The sequence below is a fragment of the Azospirillum sp. P4_B5 genome (assembly GCF_056402275.1).
This window is the reverse complement of the sequence record NZ_JBFUHT010000020.1, coordinates 50,301-66,106: the sequence shown is the minus strand read 5'-3', so window position 1 is coordinate 66,106 and position 15,806 is coordinate 50,301. Positions and strand designations below refer to the sequence as shown.

The 15,806-nt window shown below is 70.5% G+C and carries 17 protein-coding genes; 11 read left to right on the top strand and 6 right to left on the bottom strand.

Annotated elements, in window-relative coordinates; all coding sequences use genetic code 11:
* Positions 1 to 10: 10 nt before the first annotated feature.
* The 6 genes from AC1DVI_RS17295 to AC1DVI_RS17270 are packed head-to-tail and all read right to left on the bottom strand — an operon-like array spanning position 11 to position 5,887.
* Positions 11 to 940, bottom strand: a complete 930-nt coding sequence (locus tag AC1DVI_RS17295; protein ID WP_476959010.1) for a triphosphoribosyl-dephospho-CoA synthase — start codon at positions 938 to 940, stop codon at positions 11 to 13.
* Positions 941 to 951: 11 nt separating this feature from the next.
* Complete coding sequence (locus tag AC1DVI_RS17290; protein ID WP_476959009.1) at positions 952 to 1,839, bottom strand: RimK family alpha-L-glutamate ligase; 888 nt, start codon at positions 1,837 to 1,839, stop codon at positions 952 to 954.
* The gene (gene mch, locus AC1DVI_RS17285) at positions 1,829 to 2,833 is read right to left on the bottom strand and encodes a methenyltetrahydromethanopterin cyclohydrolase (RefSeq protein WP_476959008.1); all 1,005 of its coding nucleotides are present in this window, start codon (positions 2,831 to 2,833) and stop codon (positions 1,829 to 1,831) included. Before mch ends, AC1DVI_RS17290 begins: the two co-directional genes overlap by 11 nt.
* Complete coding sequence (locus AC1DVI_RS17280) at positions 2,830 to 3,996, bottom strand: ATP-grasp domain-containing protein (protein WP_476959007.1); 1,167 nt, start codon at positions 3,994 to 3,996, stop codon at positions 2,830 to 2,832. The genes mch and AC1DVI_RS17280 overlap by 4 nt, the downstream gene beginning before the upstream one ends.
* Positions 3,962 to 4,858, bottom strand: a complete 897-nt coding sequence (locus tag AC1DVI_RS17275; protein WP_476959006.1) for an NAD(P)-dependent methylenetetrahydromethanopterin dehydrogenase — start codon at positions 4,856 to 4,858, stop codon at positions 3,962 to 3,964. The genes AC1DVI_RS17280 and AC1DVI_RS17275 overlap by 35 nt, the downstream gene beginning before the upstream one ends.
* Before the next feature lie 33 nt (positions 4,859 to 4,891).
* Positions 4,892 to 5,887: a beta-ribofuranosylaminobenzene 5'-phosphate synthase family protein gene (locus AC1DVI_RS17270; protein ID WP_149163635.1), complete on the bottom strand. Its 996-nt coding sequence runs from the start codon at positions 5,885 to 5,887 to the stop codon at positions 4,892 to 4,894.
* 133 nt (positions 5,888 to 6,020) lie between these two features.
* On the opposite strand from AC1DVI_RS17270, the gene AC1DVI_RS17265 reads away from it, so the two are divergent.
* From AC1DVI_RS17265 to AC1DVI_RS17215, 11 genes are all read left to right on the top strand, one after another.
* A complete protein-coding gene (locus AC1DVI_RS17265) occupies positions 6,021 to 6,398 on the top strand; it encodes a 4a-hydroxytetrahydrobiopterin dehydratase (RefSeq protein ID WP_476959005.1) in 378 nt (125 codons plus the stop codon).
* Positions 6,399 to 6,402: 4 nt separating this feature from the next.
* Positions 6,403 to 7,704, top strand: coding sequence for a formylmethanofuran dehydrogenase (locus AC1DVI_RS17260; RefSeq protein WP_476959004.1), 1,302 nt, complete (start codon positions 6,403 to 6,405; stop codon positions 7,702 to 7,704).
* Positions 7,698 to 9,347, top strand: a complete 1,650-nt coding sequence (locus AC1DVI_RS17255) for a formylmethanofuran dehydrogenase subunit A (protein WP_476959003.1) — start codon at positions 7,698 to 7,700, stop codon at positions 9,345 to 9,347. Before AC1DVI_RS17260 ends, AC1DVI_RS17255 begins: the two co-directional genes overlap by 7 nt.
* The gene (gene fhcD / locus AC1DVI_RS17250) at positions 9,347 to 10,246 is read left to right on the top strand and encodes a formylmethanofuran--tetrahydromethanopterin N-formyltransferase (RefSeq protein ID WP_476959002.1); all 900 of its coding nucleotides are present in this window, start codon (positions 9,347 to 9,349) and stop codon (positions 10,244 to 10,246) included. The genes AC1DVI_RS17255 and fhcD overlap by 1 nt, the downstream gene beginning before the upstream one ends.
* The gene (locus AC1DVI_RS17245; protein WP_476959001.1) at positions 10,243 to 11,067 is read left to right on the top strand and encodes a formylmethanofuran dehydrogenase subunit C; all 825 of its coding nucleotides are present in this window, start codon (positions 10,243 to 10,245) and stop codon (positions 11,065 to 11,067) included. The genes fhcD and AC1DVI_RS17245 overlap by 4 nt, the downstream gene beginning before the upstream one ends.
* Positions 11,068 to 11,080: 13 nt before the next feature.
* Entirely contained in the window at positions 11,081 to 12,271 is a 1,191-nt protein-coding gene (locus AC1DVI_RS17240; protein ID WP_476959000.1) for an ABC transporter substrate-binding protein, read from the top strand.
* Positions 12,272 to 12,310: 39 nt separating this feature from the next.
* A complete protein-coding gene (locus AC1DVI_RS17235; RefSeq protein WP_476958999.1) occupies positions 12,311 to 13,291 on the top strand; it encodes a PQQ-dependent catabolism-associated beta-propeller protein in 981 nt (326 codons plus the stop codon).
* Positions 13,292 to 13,453: 162 nt separating this feature from the next.
* Positions 13,454 to 14,248 (top strand): ABC transporter ATP-binding protein, encoded by a 795-nt coding sequence (locus tag AC1DVI_RS17230; RefSeq protein ID WP_476958998.1) that lies wholly within the window; start codon positions 13,454 to 13,456, stop codon positions 14,246 to 14,248.
* Complete coding sequence (locus AC1DVI_RS17225) at positions 14,245 to 15,060, top strand: ABC transporter permease (RefSeq protein ID WP_476958997.1); 816 nt, start codon at positions 14,245 to 14,247, stop codon at positions 15,058 to 15,060. The genes AC1DVI_RS17230 and AC1DVI_RS17225 overlap by 4 nt, the downstream gene beginning before the upstream one ends.
* A gap of 94 nt (positions 15,061 to 15,154) precedes the next feature.
* Complete coding sequence (locus AC1DVI_RS17220) at positions 15,155 to 15,337, top strand: hypothetical protein (protein WP_476958996.1); 183 nt, start codon at positions 15,155 to 15,157, stop codon at positions 15,335 to 15,337.
* A gap of 52 nt (positions 15,338 to 15,389) precedes the next feature.
* Positions 15,390 to 15,794 (top strand): hypothetical protein, encoded by a 405-nt coding sequence (locus AC1DVI_RS17215; RefSeq protein ID WP_476958995.1) that lies wholly within the window; start codon positions 15,390 to 15,392, stop codon positions 15,792 to 15,794.
* Positions 15,795 to 15,806: the final 12 nt, after the last annotated feature.

The following is a 15,806-nucleotide window of genomic DNA, read 5'->3' as shown; positions in this document are numbered from 1 at the left end:
TCCTCTCTCCCTAGTGTTTCCGGCGTTCTTCGTGGAGCGCGTCTTTTCGAAGAACATCCGTTATGACGGGCGGCTGCGGGGATTGCATGAGCCAGAACGCAAGGAGGCAACCCACGACAATATCCGCGGTCGTTCCCGGGTTGACGCCATTGTATTTGAGGTCCCGGTCCAGTTCCGCCAAGCGCGATCGCGTTAGCGTGAATGCACGATCCGGGCCTGCGTTTTCCCTCAATTCCGAAGCCCGTGCGCGTAACCATTCAGAACGATCCCGCCCGTATTTTCGGATGACATGGCTGTCGGGCAGCGTGGCGAGGAATTCGACATAAATCATTTCCGTGGCCTGCTCGAAATCCGCCCCGGCCGTCAGCCATCGCCGCAGGTTCGGCACGCCGGTGTCGAAGACGTCCGCGAAGCTCGTCGCGTATTGCCGGGCGATGCTGTCGCGGTCCTGCGCCTCCCGCATGGCGTCGAGCAGAGTCACCCGCGGCGGGGCGTGCACGTCCGCCCCCTCCACACGGCCCAGACCGGCGGGCTCGGCCAGCGCGATGGCCTGGAAGGCCAACTCCGCGTCCTCTACGGTCAGAGTGGCGAGGACATGGCGCACCCGGTCGCGCAAGGGGGCGTCGCCGGTCGTCAGCGCGGCTTGGGCCAGCGGTGCGGCCAGCAGCAGGATGCCGAGGTTGGTGTTGCAGCCGACGACCGCGCGTGTGGCGCAGACGGCGGCGTGCAGACGTTCGCCGACGCTCAACCCAGGCCGTGCGAGGATGGGCGCGGTCGCCTCGGCGCTGGCGAGAAACTGGGCAACGGTCATGCCGTGCCCCTCGGCATGGATGTGGACGTTTCCGGGCTTCAGCGCGCGCAGTTCCAGATGGCAGGCGGCGCGGTAGGCGCCGGCCACGCCGGAGGCCGGGTCGGGGGGGATCGGCGCCCAGTCGATCATGCGCCCACCGATCATGCGCCCACCCGCTCGACGAAGTCGGCGGCTAGGGCATCGGCGATGTCCACCGCGCTGACCCGCTGCAAGCCCTGCCACGCCGGCATGCTGTTGACCTCCAGCACCAGCCAGCGACCCGTGCGGTCTTGAATCAGGTCGACGCCGGCATAGCTTGCGCCGACCGCCGCGGCGGCGCAGACGGCGAGCGCGGCGGGCTCGTCGTCGTTGGGCGCGGCCTCGCAGTTCGCCCCCTGATGGACGTTGGTGATCCAGCTCCGCCCATGTCGGATCATCGCGGCGACCGCCCGACCGCCCACCACGAAGACGCGGCGGTCCCGCCACGCGCCTTCGCTCCGCGGCGGGATGAAAGGCTGGAGGTAGTAGACGCCGCCGACCGCTTCGGCGTCGGGCAGCGCGTCGGGCCCGTCCAACCGTTGCAGGCCGCGCCCCTGCGCGCCGAACAGCGGTTTCAGCACGTGGTCGGGCGCATCGTCGAGGATGTACCGGGCCGGCTCGGCCTCCTGCACGGCAAGGGCCGGCGGGGTGGGTAGGCCGGCGCGGCCCAGCAGGAAGCTCGTCATGCTCTTGTCCACGCAGCGCTCGATGGCCCGCGCGTCGTTGCAGACCGGTACCCCGAGGTCGCCCAGCGCGTGGAGCACGCCGAGGCGCAGCGTCACCTGCTCGAAGCTGCCCTGGCCGACCGCGCGGACGAACACGCCCGCCGGCAGCGTGTCCTGGAAGCCGGGGATCAGCAAGCCGGTCGCCGTGTGGCCGACGGCGATCCCGGTGCGCCGCGGCGAGACGCAGCGGCAGGACAGGCCGCGCGCCTCGATGGCCCGAACCAGCCGCGGTGTGTGCCAGTCGGGCCGCTCGGTGAGGATCAGGGCGGTGCGCTCACCGGACATCGCGGAACGAGCGCTCCACGAGGTCCGGCGCCAGGGTTCCGCCGTGGAAGCTGCGCCCGCTGTCCAGGGCGGTGACGGTCACGCGTGCCGGGCTGAACAGCGTGGAATCGATGGCGTAGAAGTCCCCCTTCGCCGCCGCGAAGATCTCCGCGAAGGGGCGCCCATGGTCCCGCGAGGCGGCGGAGGGCAGGCGGCGTGCCAAATCCTCCGCCGCGTCGTCCGGGCCGGTGACGTGCAGATGGACCGTGCCGCCATAGAGGATCGCGTCGTTGGTCCGGCCCATCGCGGTGAGGAAGCCGCCGCCCGGCGGGGGTAGCGGCGCCATGCCGATGCCGTCGACGACTTGGTCGAGCGGGAAGCCGAGGGCGTGCAGCTTGTGCAGAGCGACCTCCAGCACGCGGGCGACGACCTGGGTGGTTCCGGCGAGGCTCTGGGTCGGGGTGAGGACCAGGGTCAGCCGGTCCGCGGCGACGCCGCAGGTGGTGGCGATGTGGACGATCAGTTCGGCGGGCGGCACCGCCGTCGCCTCCATGACGAAGGCCGCCGCGTCGGCCGTGTCGCGGTAGGCCAGCTCGTCGAACAGTGCCTCCTGCCGGGCCAGCGCGCGGCCGGGGCCGGAGCCCAGCGCGAAGAAGGCGCCCTTGCCGCTGCCGTGGCTGAGGCTCCAGCCGGCATACTGGCTGCCGAGGCAGGCGAGGACCGGCTGCGCGCTGTGGACGGTGACGCCGAACGGCCAGGACGGCGGGCCGGGGACCGTTCCCCAGGGCACCGGGCCGAACGCCACCCGGCCAAGGCCGCCCATGCACAGTTCGGCGATGCGCCGCCCGGCCTCCAGCCCGCCGGGATGGCTAATTCCAGCATCGACGACGCTGGCCCCGTCGACCTTCTGGACGCCGAGACGGAGCACCGGGGCATCGGCCACCAGTCGTTCGACCAACGGCGCCGACAGCGCAGCGAGGCTTGGGCGCGGATCGGACGGCGTTCTCGTGGTCATGGCTGCATCTCCATCGCGGCGGGGGTTGCCAGTTCGCGTTGCCGCCGTTCGGCATGACGCCGTGCCGCGGTGGCGCTAGGGCCCTCCCCAAACACCGTGCAGACCGGCTCGTCGCGCCCGATGGTGACCGGCCCCACTGGCCGGTCCGCGGTCCAGGCCGGCCAACGCCGGCCCGCCTCGATCCGGGTGGCGGCGTCGGCGTAGAGCACCGTTGCCGCCCGGCATCCCGACAACACCGGTGGACGGTCGGGCAGGCGCCCGGCGCAGGCATCCAGATGGAGGCCAAGCAAGGGCGGCATCGGCGGGCGGTCGAAGACATCCAGCGTTGCACCCGGCCGCGGGTTGATCTCCAACAGATGAAGGTCCGGCCCAGTCACCAGGAAATCGGCGCTGTTCAATCCGACCAGTTCGAATGCGACCGCAAGACGGCTAATCATAGTGGGCAAGGTCCGGGTCCACTGCTCCGGACAGCGCCACGGCCCGGCGGCACCGCCGTAGCGGTAGGGGCTTTCCCTGGTCGGCGCGGTCCATTGTCGGCTCAGCCCGACGGTGACCGCGCGGTTGCCGTCCGCGAGGAAGAGGACCGACACGGGATGGCCGGCGACGCGGCGCTGGATGTACCACCCTGGCTTGGCCTCGGCTAATGATGCGGGAATGACATGTGCGCCTCCGCTGCCGCCGATCCGCTTCAGCAGATGGGAGTCGGGTGACCCATTCACGGTCAGCGCGACCGGAGGATGGGAGATGCCGAGCCGGTGCAGGGTTGCGGCGAAGCGGAACGGGTCCTTGACGCGCGCCACCACCTCGGGCCGGTTGCCCATCAGCGGCCGGTCCTCCGCGAGGTGCGCCAGCAGCGCCGGATCGTCTTCGAAACCGGCGCCGTAGACCAGCGGCAAGCCGCGCAGGTCCGCCCGCGCCAGGGCGTCCCGAAGGGTGGCGGATTCCAGGCGCAGACCTTTGGCGGGCAGGCGCAGGCAGGGCCCGGCAAGTTGTCCGGTGTCCAGATCGCCGAACAAATCGATGGCCGCCGGCCGCCGGCCGGCGCGGCGGGCAGCGGCGGCGAGCGCCCGCGCCGACAGGGCCGCGACGACGATGTCCGGCCTCTCCGCCACCGGTTTCGCCACCGCCTCAGCCGACGATCTGGCGGGCGGCGTCGTAGGCATCGCAGAAATCCAGATACACCGCCGTCTTCGCTGCGGCGAGACGAGTCAGCAGGGCGTGCTGCACCCGGAACTTGACCGCGCCGACCGCCAGCGCGCCGACGCCGACGCCGCGTCCGCCGGGAAGCGGCGTGCCGTTGTCCTTGGGGCCGACCCCTTCGATCCCGGGCGGCGGAACCGCGTTGATGTCCGCCGCGACCAGCAGGCGCCCCGCCGCGGCGAGGTTGCGCGCGGACAGGATCTGCACGCCGGCCCGCCCGCAGCCGAACACCACCTCGGCATCGGCGAGCAGCGCCTCCCGGGCCGCGTCGTCGGGAGCGTCGGCGCAGGCGAGTTCCACCCCGAAGCGCCGCCGGAACTCGGCGGCCTTCGGCTCCACGCCCGACAGGCCGCGGTGGCTGACCAGTGTGACGTGCGCACCGGCGAGGGCCGCGATCACGGCGGCGATTCCGCCGACCACGCCGGTTGCGCCGAACACCTTGAGATTTAGCCCCTTGATCCCGTCCGGATGGCTGCGGCGCAGGGCGCGCTCGACGACGGCGACCATGGCGCCGGCCGTCGTGAAGGCGCCCGATGGATCGACCATGACCGATATGGTGAAGGGTGCGAACATGGCCTTGCGGGCGGCGTCCATCATGTCGAGCGCCAGGACCGCGTCGCGCCCGCCGATGAACAGCCCGGTGCGCGCCGCGTTCGCCGGGTCGCGGGAGAACATCGCGTCCTGGGTGATGCCGGTGACCTCCTCCAGCGCGACGCCGGTGTAGGGGAACAGCGGCCCCATGCCAGCGTCCGCCGCCATGTTGACGTCGAAGGCGCTGACGTGCTTCAGCGGCGTCAGCATGTGCAGAACGTAGGGTGCGGCCATCGCGCGCCTCCCGCTTGGCTCGGGTGTGAGGGGTCAGGAGGCCCGCAGCACCACCCGGTCGGTGGTGGATTCCAGCGTCGCGCCGTCGTTGCGGCCACGGGCCAGATGGAAGTCCAGCGCGGACCCCGCCCAGCGGCGCCGGGCTTCCGCCAGCAGGGCTTCGGCCCGCCGGGCATCGCCGACGATGGCGAAGCCGGTCGGCCCCCAGGACGTCTGTCCGACGCCGGGAATGCCCTCGGCCTCCAGCCACGCCAGCGCGTCGGCTACCAAAGGGCTGGTGAAGCGCCCGCCTTGGACCGGGGCGAAATGGTCGCCCACCGTGCGTTGCAACTCGCCCACCGCCCGCCCGAAACGGTCGGCGTCGCCCTCGATCAGCGCCGGAAGGGCCGCCATGACGATCAGGCGGCACAAATGCCCAGCCCGCTCCGCGGGAAAGGGCGGCAGCGCCTTGAAGGCCTGCAACTCGGCGGTGCCGTGCAACCCCTGGCCGTCGCGGTGCAGGATCAGCAACACGCGCCAGGATTCTGGAAAGGGCAGACGCGCGACGATGGGCGGCGGCGCATCGCCCGGCCCTCGGCCACCGTCCAGGATGACGCCGCCATTCTCGAAGGCGCCGATCCCGATGCCGGAACGGGCGCCACGCTCCAGCTCCGCGGCGAGGCGGCGCACCGTCGAAGGCCGGCCGTGCAGATGCGCGAGCGCGGTGCCGACCGCCAGACCGAGCTGGGTGCCGGACCCCAGCCCGACATGCTCGGGAATGGCCTCTTCCACCGTCAGTTCGGCACGGGCGGGCCAGCGGAAACGATCGCAGACCGCCTGCGCGGCCTTCAGCGCGCGCTCCGCCGACGGGCCGCTCGCGCAGAGGCGGTCGGACGGGCGTGCCCGCAGCGTCGTCGCCATCCCGTCGAGCGTCAGGCCCAGACTGCCGAAACGGCGGCCCAGACCGCCGTTCATGTCGAGAAACCCCAGATGCAACCGCGCGGGCGCCGTAACCCGCACCTCCCTGACTTCATCGACGCCGAGTGGCATGAGGACCTCACTCGCTTAAGGAAAGTTGCGTCGTTCTTTTGGTCATGATAGTCTTGCATCAAAAAAAGACCCCGATCCAATAGTATATACCTCTTCGGGGTGAGGACTGTTCGGTCGCTTCGGGGAGGAAGACATGACCGCGGTTCAGGAAACCACCTATTCCGATACGGAAATCGTTGAGCGGCTGCAGCAAATATTGCCGCGGTGGCGGTTCGAGGACGGCTGGATCCGGCGGAAGTACAAGACGAACAGTTGGAAGGGCACCCTGATGGTGATCAACGCGGTCGGCCATCTGGCCGAGGCCGCGTGGCATCACCCGGACCTCACCGCCTCCTACGCCTGGGTCGAGGTGCGGCTGAAGACCCACACGGCCAAGGGCATCACCGACAAGGATTTCGACCTCGCCCGCAAGATCGAGGAGGTCGTCCAATGGCAGCCCGCCCGTGACGGCGGCGCGCTGGAGGGAACGCCCAAGGACGATCCGCGCTTCGCCTACATCAAGTACGACTGACGGCATGGCGAGCGACCGGCCAGTCCATCCCGCCGTCCGCCCCGTCGTCCATCGAGACGTCGTGTGCCCGTTCTGCGGCCTCGGCTGCGACGACCTGACCGTCGAGGAAGAACCGCCGTCGACGCTGACGGTGCGCTCCACCGATTGCCCGGTCGCGCGCGAGCGCTATTCCCGCACGCCGGCGGCCGAACCGCCGCGCGTCGCGGGCGTCCCGGTGCCGCTGGCGGAGGCGGTGGACGCCGCGGCGGCGGTGCTGGGCGCGGCGCAGGCGCCCCTGGTGGCTGGTCTCGGCTCCGATGTCGATGGCGCGCGGGCCGCCCTGTCGCTTGCCGAACGGCTGGGGGCGGTGGTCGATCACGCGCTGTCCGACGGGTTGTACCGAAATCTGGCGGTGCTTCAGCGCACGGGCTGGATCGCGACGACCCTGGCCGAGCTGCGCAATCGCTGCGACCTGCTGCTGGTGACCGGACCGGACCCGGCGACTCTCCACCCGCGCCTCTTCGAGCGCTGGGTGACGCCCGCGCCGGCCTTCCAGGCGCCGCCGTCGCGGGAGGTGGTGTTCCTGTGCGGAGAGCCGCTGGACACCACGCGGGCTGTGCTCTCGGGTCTTCCCGTCACGGTGCTGGCCGGTGACCCCGCGAAGATTGGGGACGCGGCGGCGGCGCTGGCGGCAGCCGTGGCCGATCCATTCCGTGCCTCGGGAGCCGCGGGCCTTGCGGCCGGCGACATCGCCGCCCTGGCGGAGCGGGTGGTGACGGCGCGCTACGCGGTCGTGGCCTGGGCCGCCGCCGCCTTCGAGGGGCCGCACATCGACTTGACGGTGGAGCGGCTGGTCCACCTCGTGCGCGAGGTGAACCGGCACACCCGCTGCGCCGGCCTGCCGTTGGCCGGGCACGACAATGTGGTTGGGGTCAATCAGGTCTGCACGTGGCAATTCGGCGTGCCGCTGCGCATGTCGCTGGCCGGAGGGACACCGTTGCACGATCCCCACCGCTTCGCCTGGGCGCGCTATGCGGAGGTAGCGGACACCGTCGTCTGGGTGTCCGCCTTTCGGCCCGAGGTGCCCACCTTTCCCGCGGGGCAGACGGTCGTCGCGCTGGCCCCGCCAGGAACGGCCTTTGCCGACGAGCCGGCGGTGTTCATTCCCGTCGGCACGCCGGGCATCGACCACCCGGCCCATGTCTTCCGCAGCGACACGGTGGTCGCCCTGCGCGCGCGGGGCCTCATCGATCGTGGCTTGCCGGACGCCGCGACCGTGCTGAAGGCCATCGCCGCCGCCCTGCCTCAGGAGAGCCCGCCATGTTGATGAAGCTCGCCGGGGCGCGCCTTTACGACCCCGCCAACGGCCGTGACGGCGCGGTGGGCGACCTGTTCGTCCAGGACGGGCGGATCGTCGCCGATCCCGATCCCGGCGCCGCGCCGGACGAGGTCCATGACCTGTCCGGGCGGGTCGTGATGGCCGGCGCCATCGACATCCACAGCCACATCGCCGGCGGAAAGGTCAACATCGCGCGCCTGCTGATGGCGGAGGAGCATCGCGCGGTGGAAGGGGCTTGCGGCTGCGGTGTTGGCCTCGCCACCCCGTCCACCCACGACACCGGCTGCCGCTACGCCCAGATGGGCTACACGGCGGCCTTTGAGCCGGCGATGCTGCCGAGCAACGCCCGCCACGCGCATCTGGAGATGGCGGACATCCCGCTGATCGACACCGGCGGCTATCTGGTGCTGGGCAACGACGACCTGCTGCTGGAGCTTCTCGCCTCCGGGGCCGGGGAAGCGGCGGTGGCCGATTACGTCGGCTTCATGTTGAACGCCACGCGCAGCCTCGCCGTCAAGGCGGTGAATCCCGGCGGCATCAACGCCTTCAAGTACAACCAGCGCCGCCTCGACGTGGACGAGAACGGTCCCTTCCACGCCATCACGCCGCGCCGCATCCTCACCGCCCTGGCCGGGGCGGTGCAGCGGCTGGGCATCCCGCATCCGCTGCACCTGCATGGCTTCAACCTCGGCGTGCCGGGCAACGTCGAGGCGACGCTCGACAGCATCGCGGCGGTCGATGGCCTGCGTCTCCACCTCACCCACGTCCAGTTCCATGCCTACGGCGCGGAGGGCGACCGGAAATTCTCCTCCGCCGCCGCGCGCGTGGCCGAGGCGGTCAACCGCCGACCCAACATCTCGGTGGATGTCGGGCAGATCATGTTCGGCCAGACGGTGACGGCCTCGGCCGACACCATGGCGCAGATGAACAACGCCGGGCTCGCCCACCCGAAGAAATGGGTGATGATGGACATCGAATGCGACGCCGGCTGCGGCGTCGTGCCCTTCCGTTATCGCGACAAGGCCTTCGTCAACGCGCTGCAATGGGCGATCGGGCTGGAGCTGTTCCTGCTGATCGAGGACCCCTGGCGCGTCTTCCTCACCACCGACCACCCGAACGGCGCGCCCTTCACCAGCTATCCCGAGCTGATCCGCCTGCTGATGGACCGCGATTACCGCCTCGCCCGGATGGCGGAACTGCACCCGGCGTTGCCGGAGCACACCATCCTGGGGTCGCTGACGCGCGAGTATTCGCTGGGCGAGATCGCCACCATGACCCGCGCCGCCCCGGCGCGCATCCTGGGCCTGACCGACCGCTGCCATCTCGGTCCGGGGGCGGTCGCCGACATCACCGTCTACACCGACCGGCCGGACCGTCGCGCCATGTTCGAGACGCCGGACCTCGTCTTCAAGGACGGCCGGCTGATCGTCCGCGACGGCGTGGTGGTGGCGTTCCTCCAGGGGCGCACGCATGTGGTCGAGCCCGCCTACGATCCGACGATCGAATCCTGGATGGCGCGCCGCTTCGACGAGCGCATGGGCCAGCGGCTGACGCATTTCCGCATTGCGGACGAGGAGATCCGCGGCGGCACCGGCCTGGTCCGCCATGCGTGTCAGCCGGGGGCTTTCTGATGCGGCTCAACGGCGTCCACATCGAGGACACCTTCGCCGAGGCTTTTCCCATGCTCGGCACGCGGCTGGTGATCACCGCCGACACGCCGGACTGGGTGCAGGCGGCGGTGGTCAGCATGACGGGCTTCGCCACCTCGGTCATCGCCTGCGGCTGCGAGGCGGCAATGGAACGCGTGTTGCCACCCGATGAAACCCCGGACTCGCGGCCCGGCGCTGCCGTTCTGCTGTTCGCCATGTCGAAGGCGGAACTGGCGAAGCAGGTGGCGCGCCGCGTCGGGCAGTGCGTGATGACCTGCCCCGGAACGGCCTGCTACGCGGGACTGCGGGAGGGCGCGGCGATCCCGCTCGGCAACGCGCTGCGCTATTTCGGCGACGGCTGGCAGATCGCCAAGCGGGTTGGAACCCGCCGCTATTGGCGCATCCCGGTCATGGATGGCGAGTTCCTGTGCGAGGCGGCCACCGCGGCGGTGGAGGGAGTCGGCGGCGGCAACTTCATCATCCTTGCGGCGGACCGCCGCGCCGCGCTGGCGGCGGCGCAGGCCTCGGTCCTGGCGATCCGTGACGTGCCGGGCGCCATCCTGCCCTTTCCCGGCGGGGTGGTCCGTTCCGGCTCCAAGATCGGCGGCAAGTACAAGGGGATGATCGCCTCCACCAACACCGCCTTCTGCCCGACCCTGCGCGCGGCGGTGCCGGCGTCTCTGGTGCCGGAGGGGGTGGAGTCCATCCTTGAACTGGTCATCGACGGGGTGAGCGAGGCGGCGGTCGCCGCCGCCATGCGCGCGGGCATCGCCGCCGTGGCGGAACTCGGCGCCGCGGGTGGCGTGGTGTCGGTCACCGCCGGCAATTACGGCGGCAAGCTCGGCCGCTACCAGTTCCGCCTGCATGAGGTGATGGCATGAGCGGCATTGTCCTCACCACGCGCGATCCTTCCGGTCCGCCCATCGACATGACCGGCGTGCTGCCCGAACGGCTGACCTCTGGCGGGCGGAAGGCGCTGGCCGGGCTGATGCTGGTCCGCGGGCGGGCGCGCCATCGGCTGGATGCGCTGTTCGCTCTGGAGGACGGCGGCCCTTCCGGTACCCTGATCCTGCGTCCCGGCGGCGCCGTGCTTGACGGGGTAGGGACGGGCATGACCGCCGGGGACATCCGGGTCGAGGGGGATTGTGGCGCTTATGCCGGCAGCGCCATGCGCGGCGGCACGCTGACCGTCGCGGGGAACTGCGGTGCCTTCGCCGCCGCTGGGATGGCCGGCGGGAACCTGCGCGTCGCGGGCGATGCCGGCGATTTCCTGGGGGCGCCGCTGGCCGGCGGCACGCGCGGCATGAGCGGCGGCTCCGTCGTCGTCATGGGCAACGCCGGCGACCGCGTCGGCGAGCGGATGCGGCGGGGCCTGATCGCCGTCCACGGGCGTGTGGGGAGCCTGTGCGGCGCCCGGATGATCGCCGGGACGATCGTCGTCGGCGCTGGTTGCGGCTCCGATCCGGGGCAGGCCATGCGCCGCGGCTCCATCCTGCTGCCCCGGGCGCCGGAAGCCGTTCCGTCCGGTTTCGTCGATGGCGGCATGAACGACTGGCTGTTTCTGGACCTGATGCGGAAGGAGCTGATCGATGACGGGGCATGGCCCAGTGGATTCCCAACCGCCGGAACCCGTGCCCGGCGCCTTATCGGCGACCGGTCGGCCGGAGGGATCGGAGAGGTGCTTATCCTGTCAGAAGGGTAGCGGGCGCCCTCCTGTGATCCGGGCCGCCGCCCTTCTGACCGTCGCCGCAACGCTCCTGCTCGGGACTCCGGCATGGGGCGCCGATCCGCTGGTGGTCCGCATCGGCTATCTGACCCGCGCGGAGGAGCCGCGGATTCCCCAGACCTTCCTCGAACCGGTGTCGGAGGACGAGGGTCTCCAGGGCGCCCGCCTCGCCATCGCCGACAACAACACGACCGGGCGGTTCCTCAACCAGCGCTTCGATCTGGTCGAGGTGACGGTGCCGGAGGACGGGCGCGTCGAGGACGCCGTGCGCGACCTCGCCGGGCAGGGGGTGCGCCTGCTCGTCGCCGACCTGAAGGAGGACGCCCTGCTCGCCGCGGCGGCGGCGCCCGAGGCGGCCGACATGCTGATCTTCAACACCCGAGCCCCGGACGACGACCTGCGCAACGAGCGCTGCCGCGCCAACCTGCTGCATGTCACGCCCAGCCGGCGGATGCAGGCCGACGCCCTGGCGCAGTATCTCGCCGCGCGGAAATGGATGAACTGGCTGCTGGTGGTCGGGCGGACTCCGCAAGACGTCGCCTACGCCGACGCGATCCGCGCCGCCGCCAAGCGCTACCGCGCCAAAATCGTCGAGGAGAAGCGCTGGACCTTCGAGGACGCGAACCGCCGCGTCGACACCGGCCATGTCACCGTGCAGTCGGAGATCCTCACCTTCACCCAGGGCACCGAGCACGACGTGCTGGTCGTCGCCGACGAGGCGGACGGGTTCGGCGAGTATCTGCTGTACCAGACGTGGCTGCCCCGCCCGGTCGTCGGCACCCATGGGCTCGTCCCGACGGCATGGTCGCGCGTGCATGAGCAGTGGGGGGCGACGCAGATCCACAGCCGCTTCGAACGGCAGGCCGGGCGCTGGATGCGTCCGCGCGACTACACCGCCTGGATGGCCGTCCGCGCGGTGGGCGAGGCGGCGACGCGCACCAAGTCCGCCGACCCCGCGGCGCTCGCCGCCTTCGTGCGCGGCCCGGACTTCACCCTGCCGGCCTTCAAGGGGCAGGGGCTGACCTTCCGCGAGTGGGACGGGCAGCTTCGGCAGCCGGTGCTGCTGGCCGGGCCGCGGGTGCTCGTCTCGGTGTCGCCGCAGCCGGGCTACCTGCACCAATTCTCGGAACTCGACACGCTCGGCGACGATCGCCCGGAAAGCCGGTGCCGCAACCGCTGAGAAGAGCCCCGGCAGGGGGCAACCATGGGAGGGAATGTCATGTCGTTAACCGGAGGAACCGCCCGGATCGGCGCGTTAGCGCTGCTGGGCTTGGCCGTTGCCCAGCCCGCGCAGGCGGACACCATCTTCGTGTCGAACGAGAAGAGCAACACCGTCTCGGTGGTCGACGGCGGCAAGCTGCAGGTAGTCGCCACGATCAAGGTCGGCCGCCGGCCGCGCGGCATCACCTTCAACGAGGACATGACGCAGATCTTCGTCTGCGTCGGCGACGACAACCGGATCGACGTCATCGACCTCGCGACCCAGAAGGTGGTCGACCGGTTGCCGTCCGGTCCCGATCCGGAACTGTTCGTCCTGGACCCGCAGGGGCACCGGCTCTACGTCGCCAACGAGGACGACAACATGGTCTCGGTGGTGGACATCGGAGCCAAGAAGATCATCGGCGAGATCCAGGTGGGGGTGGAGCCGGAGGGCATGGGCGTCAGCCCGGACGGCAAGATCCTGGTGAACACGTCCGAGACGACGAACATGGCCCATTTCATCGACACGGAGTCGCACAAGATCATCGACAACGTGCTGGTCGATGCGCGCCCGCGCGTCGCCCAGTTCACCGGGGACGGGCGGTTCGTCTGGGTGTCGTCGGAGGTCGGCGGGACGGTCAGCGTCATCGACGCGGCTTCGCGCAAGCTCGTCCACAAGATCAGCTTCGCGGTCCAGGGTGTGCCGCGCGAATCCATCCAGCCGGTCGGCATCCAGCTGACCAGCGACGGGCAGCGGGCCTTCGTCGCCCTGGGCCCGGCCAACCGGGTCGCCGAGATCGACGCCAAGACCTACGAGGTGAAGCGCTACCACCTCGTCGGCCAGCGCGTCTGGAATCTGGCGCTGTCACCGGACGAGAAGCGCCTCTACACGACGAACGGCGTCAGCAACGACATGTCGGTGATGGACCTGGAGCGCGGCCGGGTCGTGAAGTCGATCGCGGTCGGCGGTGCGCCCTGGGGCGTGATCGTCAAGCCGTGACCTTGTAGCCCTCTCCCCTCTGGGGAGAGGGTGGCCCGAAGGGCCGGTGAGGGGGATGTGCGTAACGGAATGTCCGGCACAAGCGCGACCCCCTCACCCTAACCCTCTCCCCAGAGGGGAGAGGGGATTTCACACATGGTTGCTCCCGGCGATGGAGACGACATGGATTGCTTCGAAACCGCGCCACCCGACCCGCAAGCCCGTTCCGGCGACGCCGCGGCGGACCCGGTTCTGGCCGTCGAGGGGCTGAGCCACCGCTTCGGGACGCGGGCGGCGCTGGACGACGTGTCGTTCGGCGTCCCTGCGGGGCGGTTCACCGTGCTTCTGGGGCTCAATGGCGCTGGCAAGACGACGCTCTTTTCACTGATCACGCGACTCTACAACACCCGCCAGGGGAGCATCCGCGTCTTCGGTGCCGACATGCGCCGGCACCCGGCCCAGGCGCTGGCCCGCATCGGCGTGGTGTTCCAGCAGCCGACGCTCGACCCGGACCTGACCGTCATTCAGAACCTGCGCTACCACGGCGGGCTGCACGGTCTGGCCTCCGCCGACATCGAGGCGCGGGCGGGGGAGGAACTGGCCCGCATCGGCTTGGCCAAGCGCGCGGACGAGCGGGTGCGCACCCTGTCCGGCGGGCAGCGGCGGCGGGTGGAGATCGCCCGCGCGCTGCTCCACCGCCCGAGTCTTCTGCTGCTGGACGAGCCGACCGTCGGGCTCGACATCGAACTGCGCCGGCAGGTCCTCGACCATGTGCACGACCTCTGCCGCGAGCGGGGGCTGGCCGTGCTGTGGGCGACCCACCTGATCGACGAGGCGCGCGACGGCGACGGCGTCGTGGTGCTGCACAGCGGGCGTGTGCTGGCCGCCGGGCTGGTGGACGAGGTGTGCGCCGCCACCGGCACCGCGACCCTGGGCGACGCCTTCGCCCGGCTGACGGCGAAGGGGGGGACGGAGTGAACGCGGCGCTCCACTGGCGTTGCCTGCGCGCGGTCATCGTCCGCGAGGGGCTGCGCTTCGTGCACCAGCGCGAGCGGTTTCTCGCCGCCCTGGTGCGGCCGCTGGTCTGGCTGGCCATCTTCGCGGTGGGCTTCCGCGCCGTGCTCGGCCTGTCGATCATCCCGCCCTACGAGACCTACATCCTCTACGAGGATTACGTGACGCCGGGGCTGGTGGCCATGATCCAGCTGTTCAACGGAATGCAGAGTTCGCTGTCCATGGTCTACGACCGGGAAATGGGCAGCATGAAGACCCTGCTGGTCAGCCCGCTGCCGCGCTGGTACCTGCTGGTGTGCAAGCTGCTGGCCGGTGTTCTGGTATCGATCGCCCAGGTCTATGTCTTCCTCGCCATCGCCTGGTTCTGGGGCGTCCAGCCGCCGGAACTCGGCTATCTCACGGTGCTGCCGGCCCTGGTGCTGAGCGGGCTGATGCTGGGCGCGCTCGGCCTTCTGCTATCCTCCTTCATCCGGCAACTGGAGAATTTCGCGGGGGTGATGAACTTCGTCATCTTCCCGATGTTCTTCGCCTCTTCGGCTCTCTACCCGCTGTGGCGCATCCGCGAGGGCAGCCCGACGCTCGCCTGGATCGCCGGGGTCAACCCCTTCACGCAGGCCGTCGAGCTGATCCGCTTCGCTCTGTATCTGCAATTCAACGGCACGGCGTTCCTCGCCGTCGCCGCGTGCCTCGTGTTGTTCCTGGGGGGAGCGATCCTCGCCTACGATCCCGGGCGGGGCTTCTGGGCCCGCCGCGGCGGGCCGGCGGAACAGGGATGACAAGACCGGCGGAACCGCCCCCGGCGACCTGCGGTTGATGGAGCAGACGACCGTCCGGTCATCCCGCCGGGCGGGCTCGGGTGGAGGAAACGTCATGACGGGAAATTCCGACAAGACTCAGGACCAGCCGCGCGGCGAGAAGAGCGTTCTCGGCAGCGAGCAGGAATTCAAGAAGGACGAACCGCAGGACGCCAGGCGGGACGAACGGGCGAAGGAGGACATCGGCCGCATGGGCGAAGCGTCCCGCCAGAACCGCAGCACGAAAGACGCGGGTTAGCAGCGCCCGATCTTTCCCAGATTCGTCCAACATCATGCCGGAGGACAGGTCCATGAAACATCTGCACATCCTGGCCGGTGCGTCTCTGCTGGCCTTTGCGTCGGCCGCGGCGGCGGTTCCGGCGTCGGCCCAAACCACGGGCGGCGCGATGCCGCAAGGCTCGGGAAGCCAAAGCTCCAGCCCATCGACCGGCGCTCTGCCGGACAACTCCCTGGCCGGGCAGCGGCAGGGCACCGTCGGCGGCGGGGTCACTCAAGGCGGCGGACAAAGCGGCACGTCCGGCTCCACGACGCCCGATTCTTCGGCGTCCGGTGCGTCCGGCGGTTCCACGAGCGGCACCGGCGCACTGCCGGACAACTCCCTGGCCGGACAGCGGCAGGGCACCATCGGTGGCGGCTCGGTGTCGCAGGGCGGCAATACCACATCCGAACCGCCGAAGCAGGGCTCCGGACAGTAGAGCCCTGTAAGG

Excerpts from the sequence above, each read along its gene's own strand:
- AC1DVI_RS17220 (WP_476958996.1), top strand. The coding sequence starts at position 15,155 with ATGACGGGAAATTCCGACAAGACTCAGGACCAGCCGCGCGGCGAGAAG.
- AC1DVI_RS17270 (WP_149163635.1), bottom strand. The coding sequence starts at position 5,887 with ATGCCACTCGGCGTCGATGAAGTCAGGGAGGTGCGGGTTACGGCGCCC.
- AC1DVI_RS17235 (WP_476958999.1), top strand. The coding sequence starts at position 12,311 with ATGTCGTTAACCGGAGGAACCGCCCGGATCGGCGCGTTAGCGCTGCTG.
- AC1DVI_RS17295 (WP_476959010.1), bottom strand. The coding sequence starts at position 940 with ATGATCGACTGGGCGCCGATCCCCCCCGACCCGGCCTCCGGCGTGGCC.
- fhcD (WP_476959002.1), top strand. The coding sequence starts at position 9,347 with ATGCGGCTCAACGGCGTCCACATCGAGGACACCTTCGCCGAGGCTTTT.
- AC1DVI_RS17265 (WP_476959005.1), top strand. The coding sequence starts at position 6,021 with ATGACCGCGGTTCAGGAAACCACCTATTCCGATACGGAAATCGTTGAG.
- AC1DVI_RS17230 (WP_476958998.1), top strand. The coding sequence starts at position 13,454 with ATGGATTGCTTCGAAACCGCGCCACCCGACCCGCAAGCCCGTTCCGGC.
- AC1DVI_RS17245 (WP_476959001.1), top strand. The coding sequence starts at position 10,243 with ATGAGCGGCATTGTCCTCACCACGCGCGATCCTTCCGGTCCGCCCATC.
- mch (WP_476959008.1), bottom strand. The coding sequence starts at position 2,833 with ATGACCACGAGAACGCCGTCCGATCCGCGCCCAAGCCTCGCTGCGCTG.
- AC1DVI_RS17215 (WP_476958995.1), top strand. The coding sequence starts at position 15,390 with ATGAAACATCTGCACATCCTGGCCGGTGCGTCTCTGCTGGCCTTTGCG.
- AC1DVI_RS17280 (WP_476959007.1), bottom strand. The coding sequence starts at position 3,996 with ATGCCTACGACGCCGCCCGCCAGATCGTCGGCTGAGGCGGTGGCGAAA.
- AC1DVI_RS17275 (WP_476959006.1), bottom strand. The coding sequence starts at position 4,858 with ATGGCCGCACCCTACGTTCTGCACATGCTGACGCCGCTGAAGCACGTC.
- AC1DVI_RS17260 (WP_476959004.1), top strand. The coding sequence starts at position 6,403 with ATGGCGAGCGACCGGCCAGTCCATCCCGCCGTCCGCCCCGTCGTCCAT.
- AC1DVI_RS17290 (WP_476959009.1), bottom strand. The coding sequence starts at position 1,839 with ATGTCCGGTGAGCGCACCGCCCTGATCCTCACCGAGCGGCCCGACTGG.
- AC1DVI_RS17255 (WP_476959003.1), top strand. The coding sequence starts at position 7,698 with ATGTTGATGAAGCTCGCCGGGGCGCGCCTTTACGACCCCGCCAACGGC.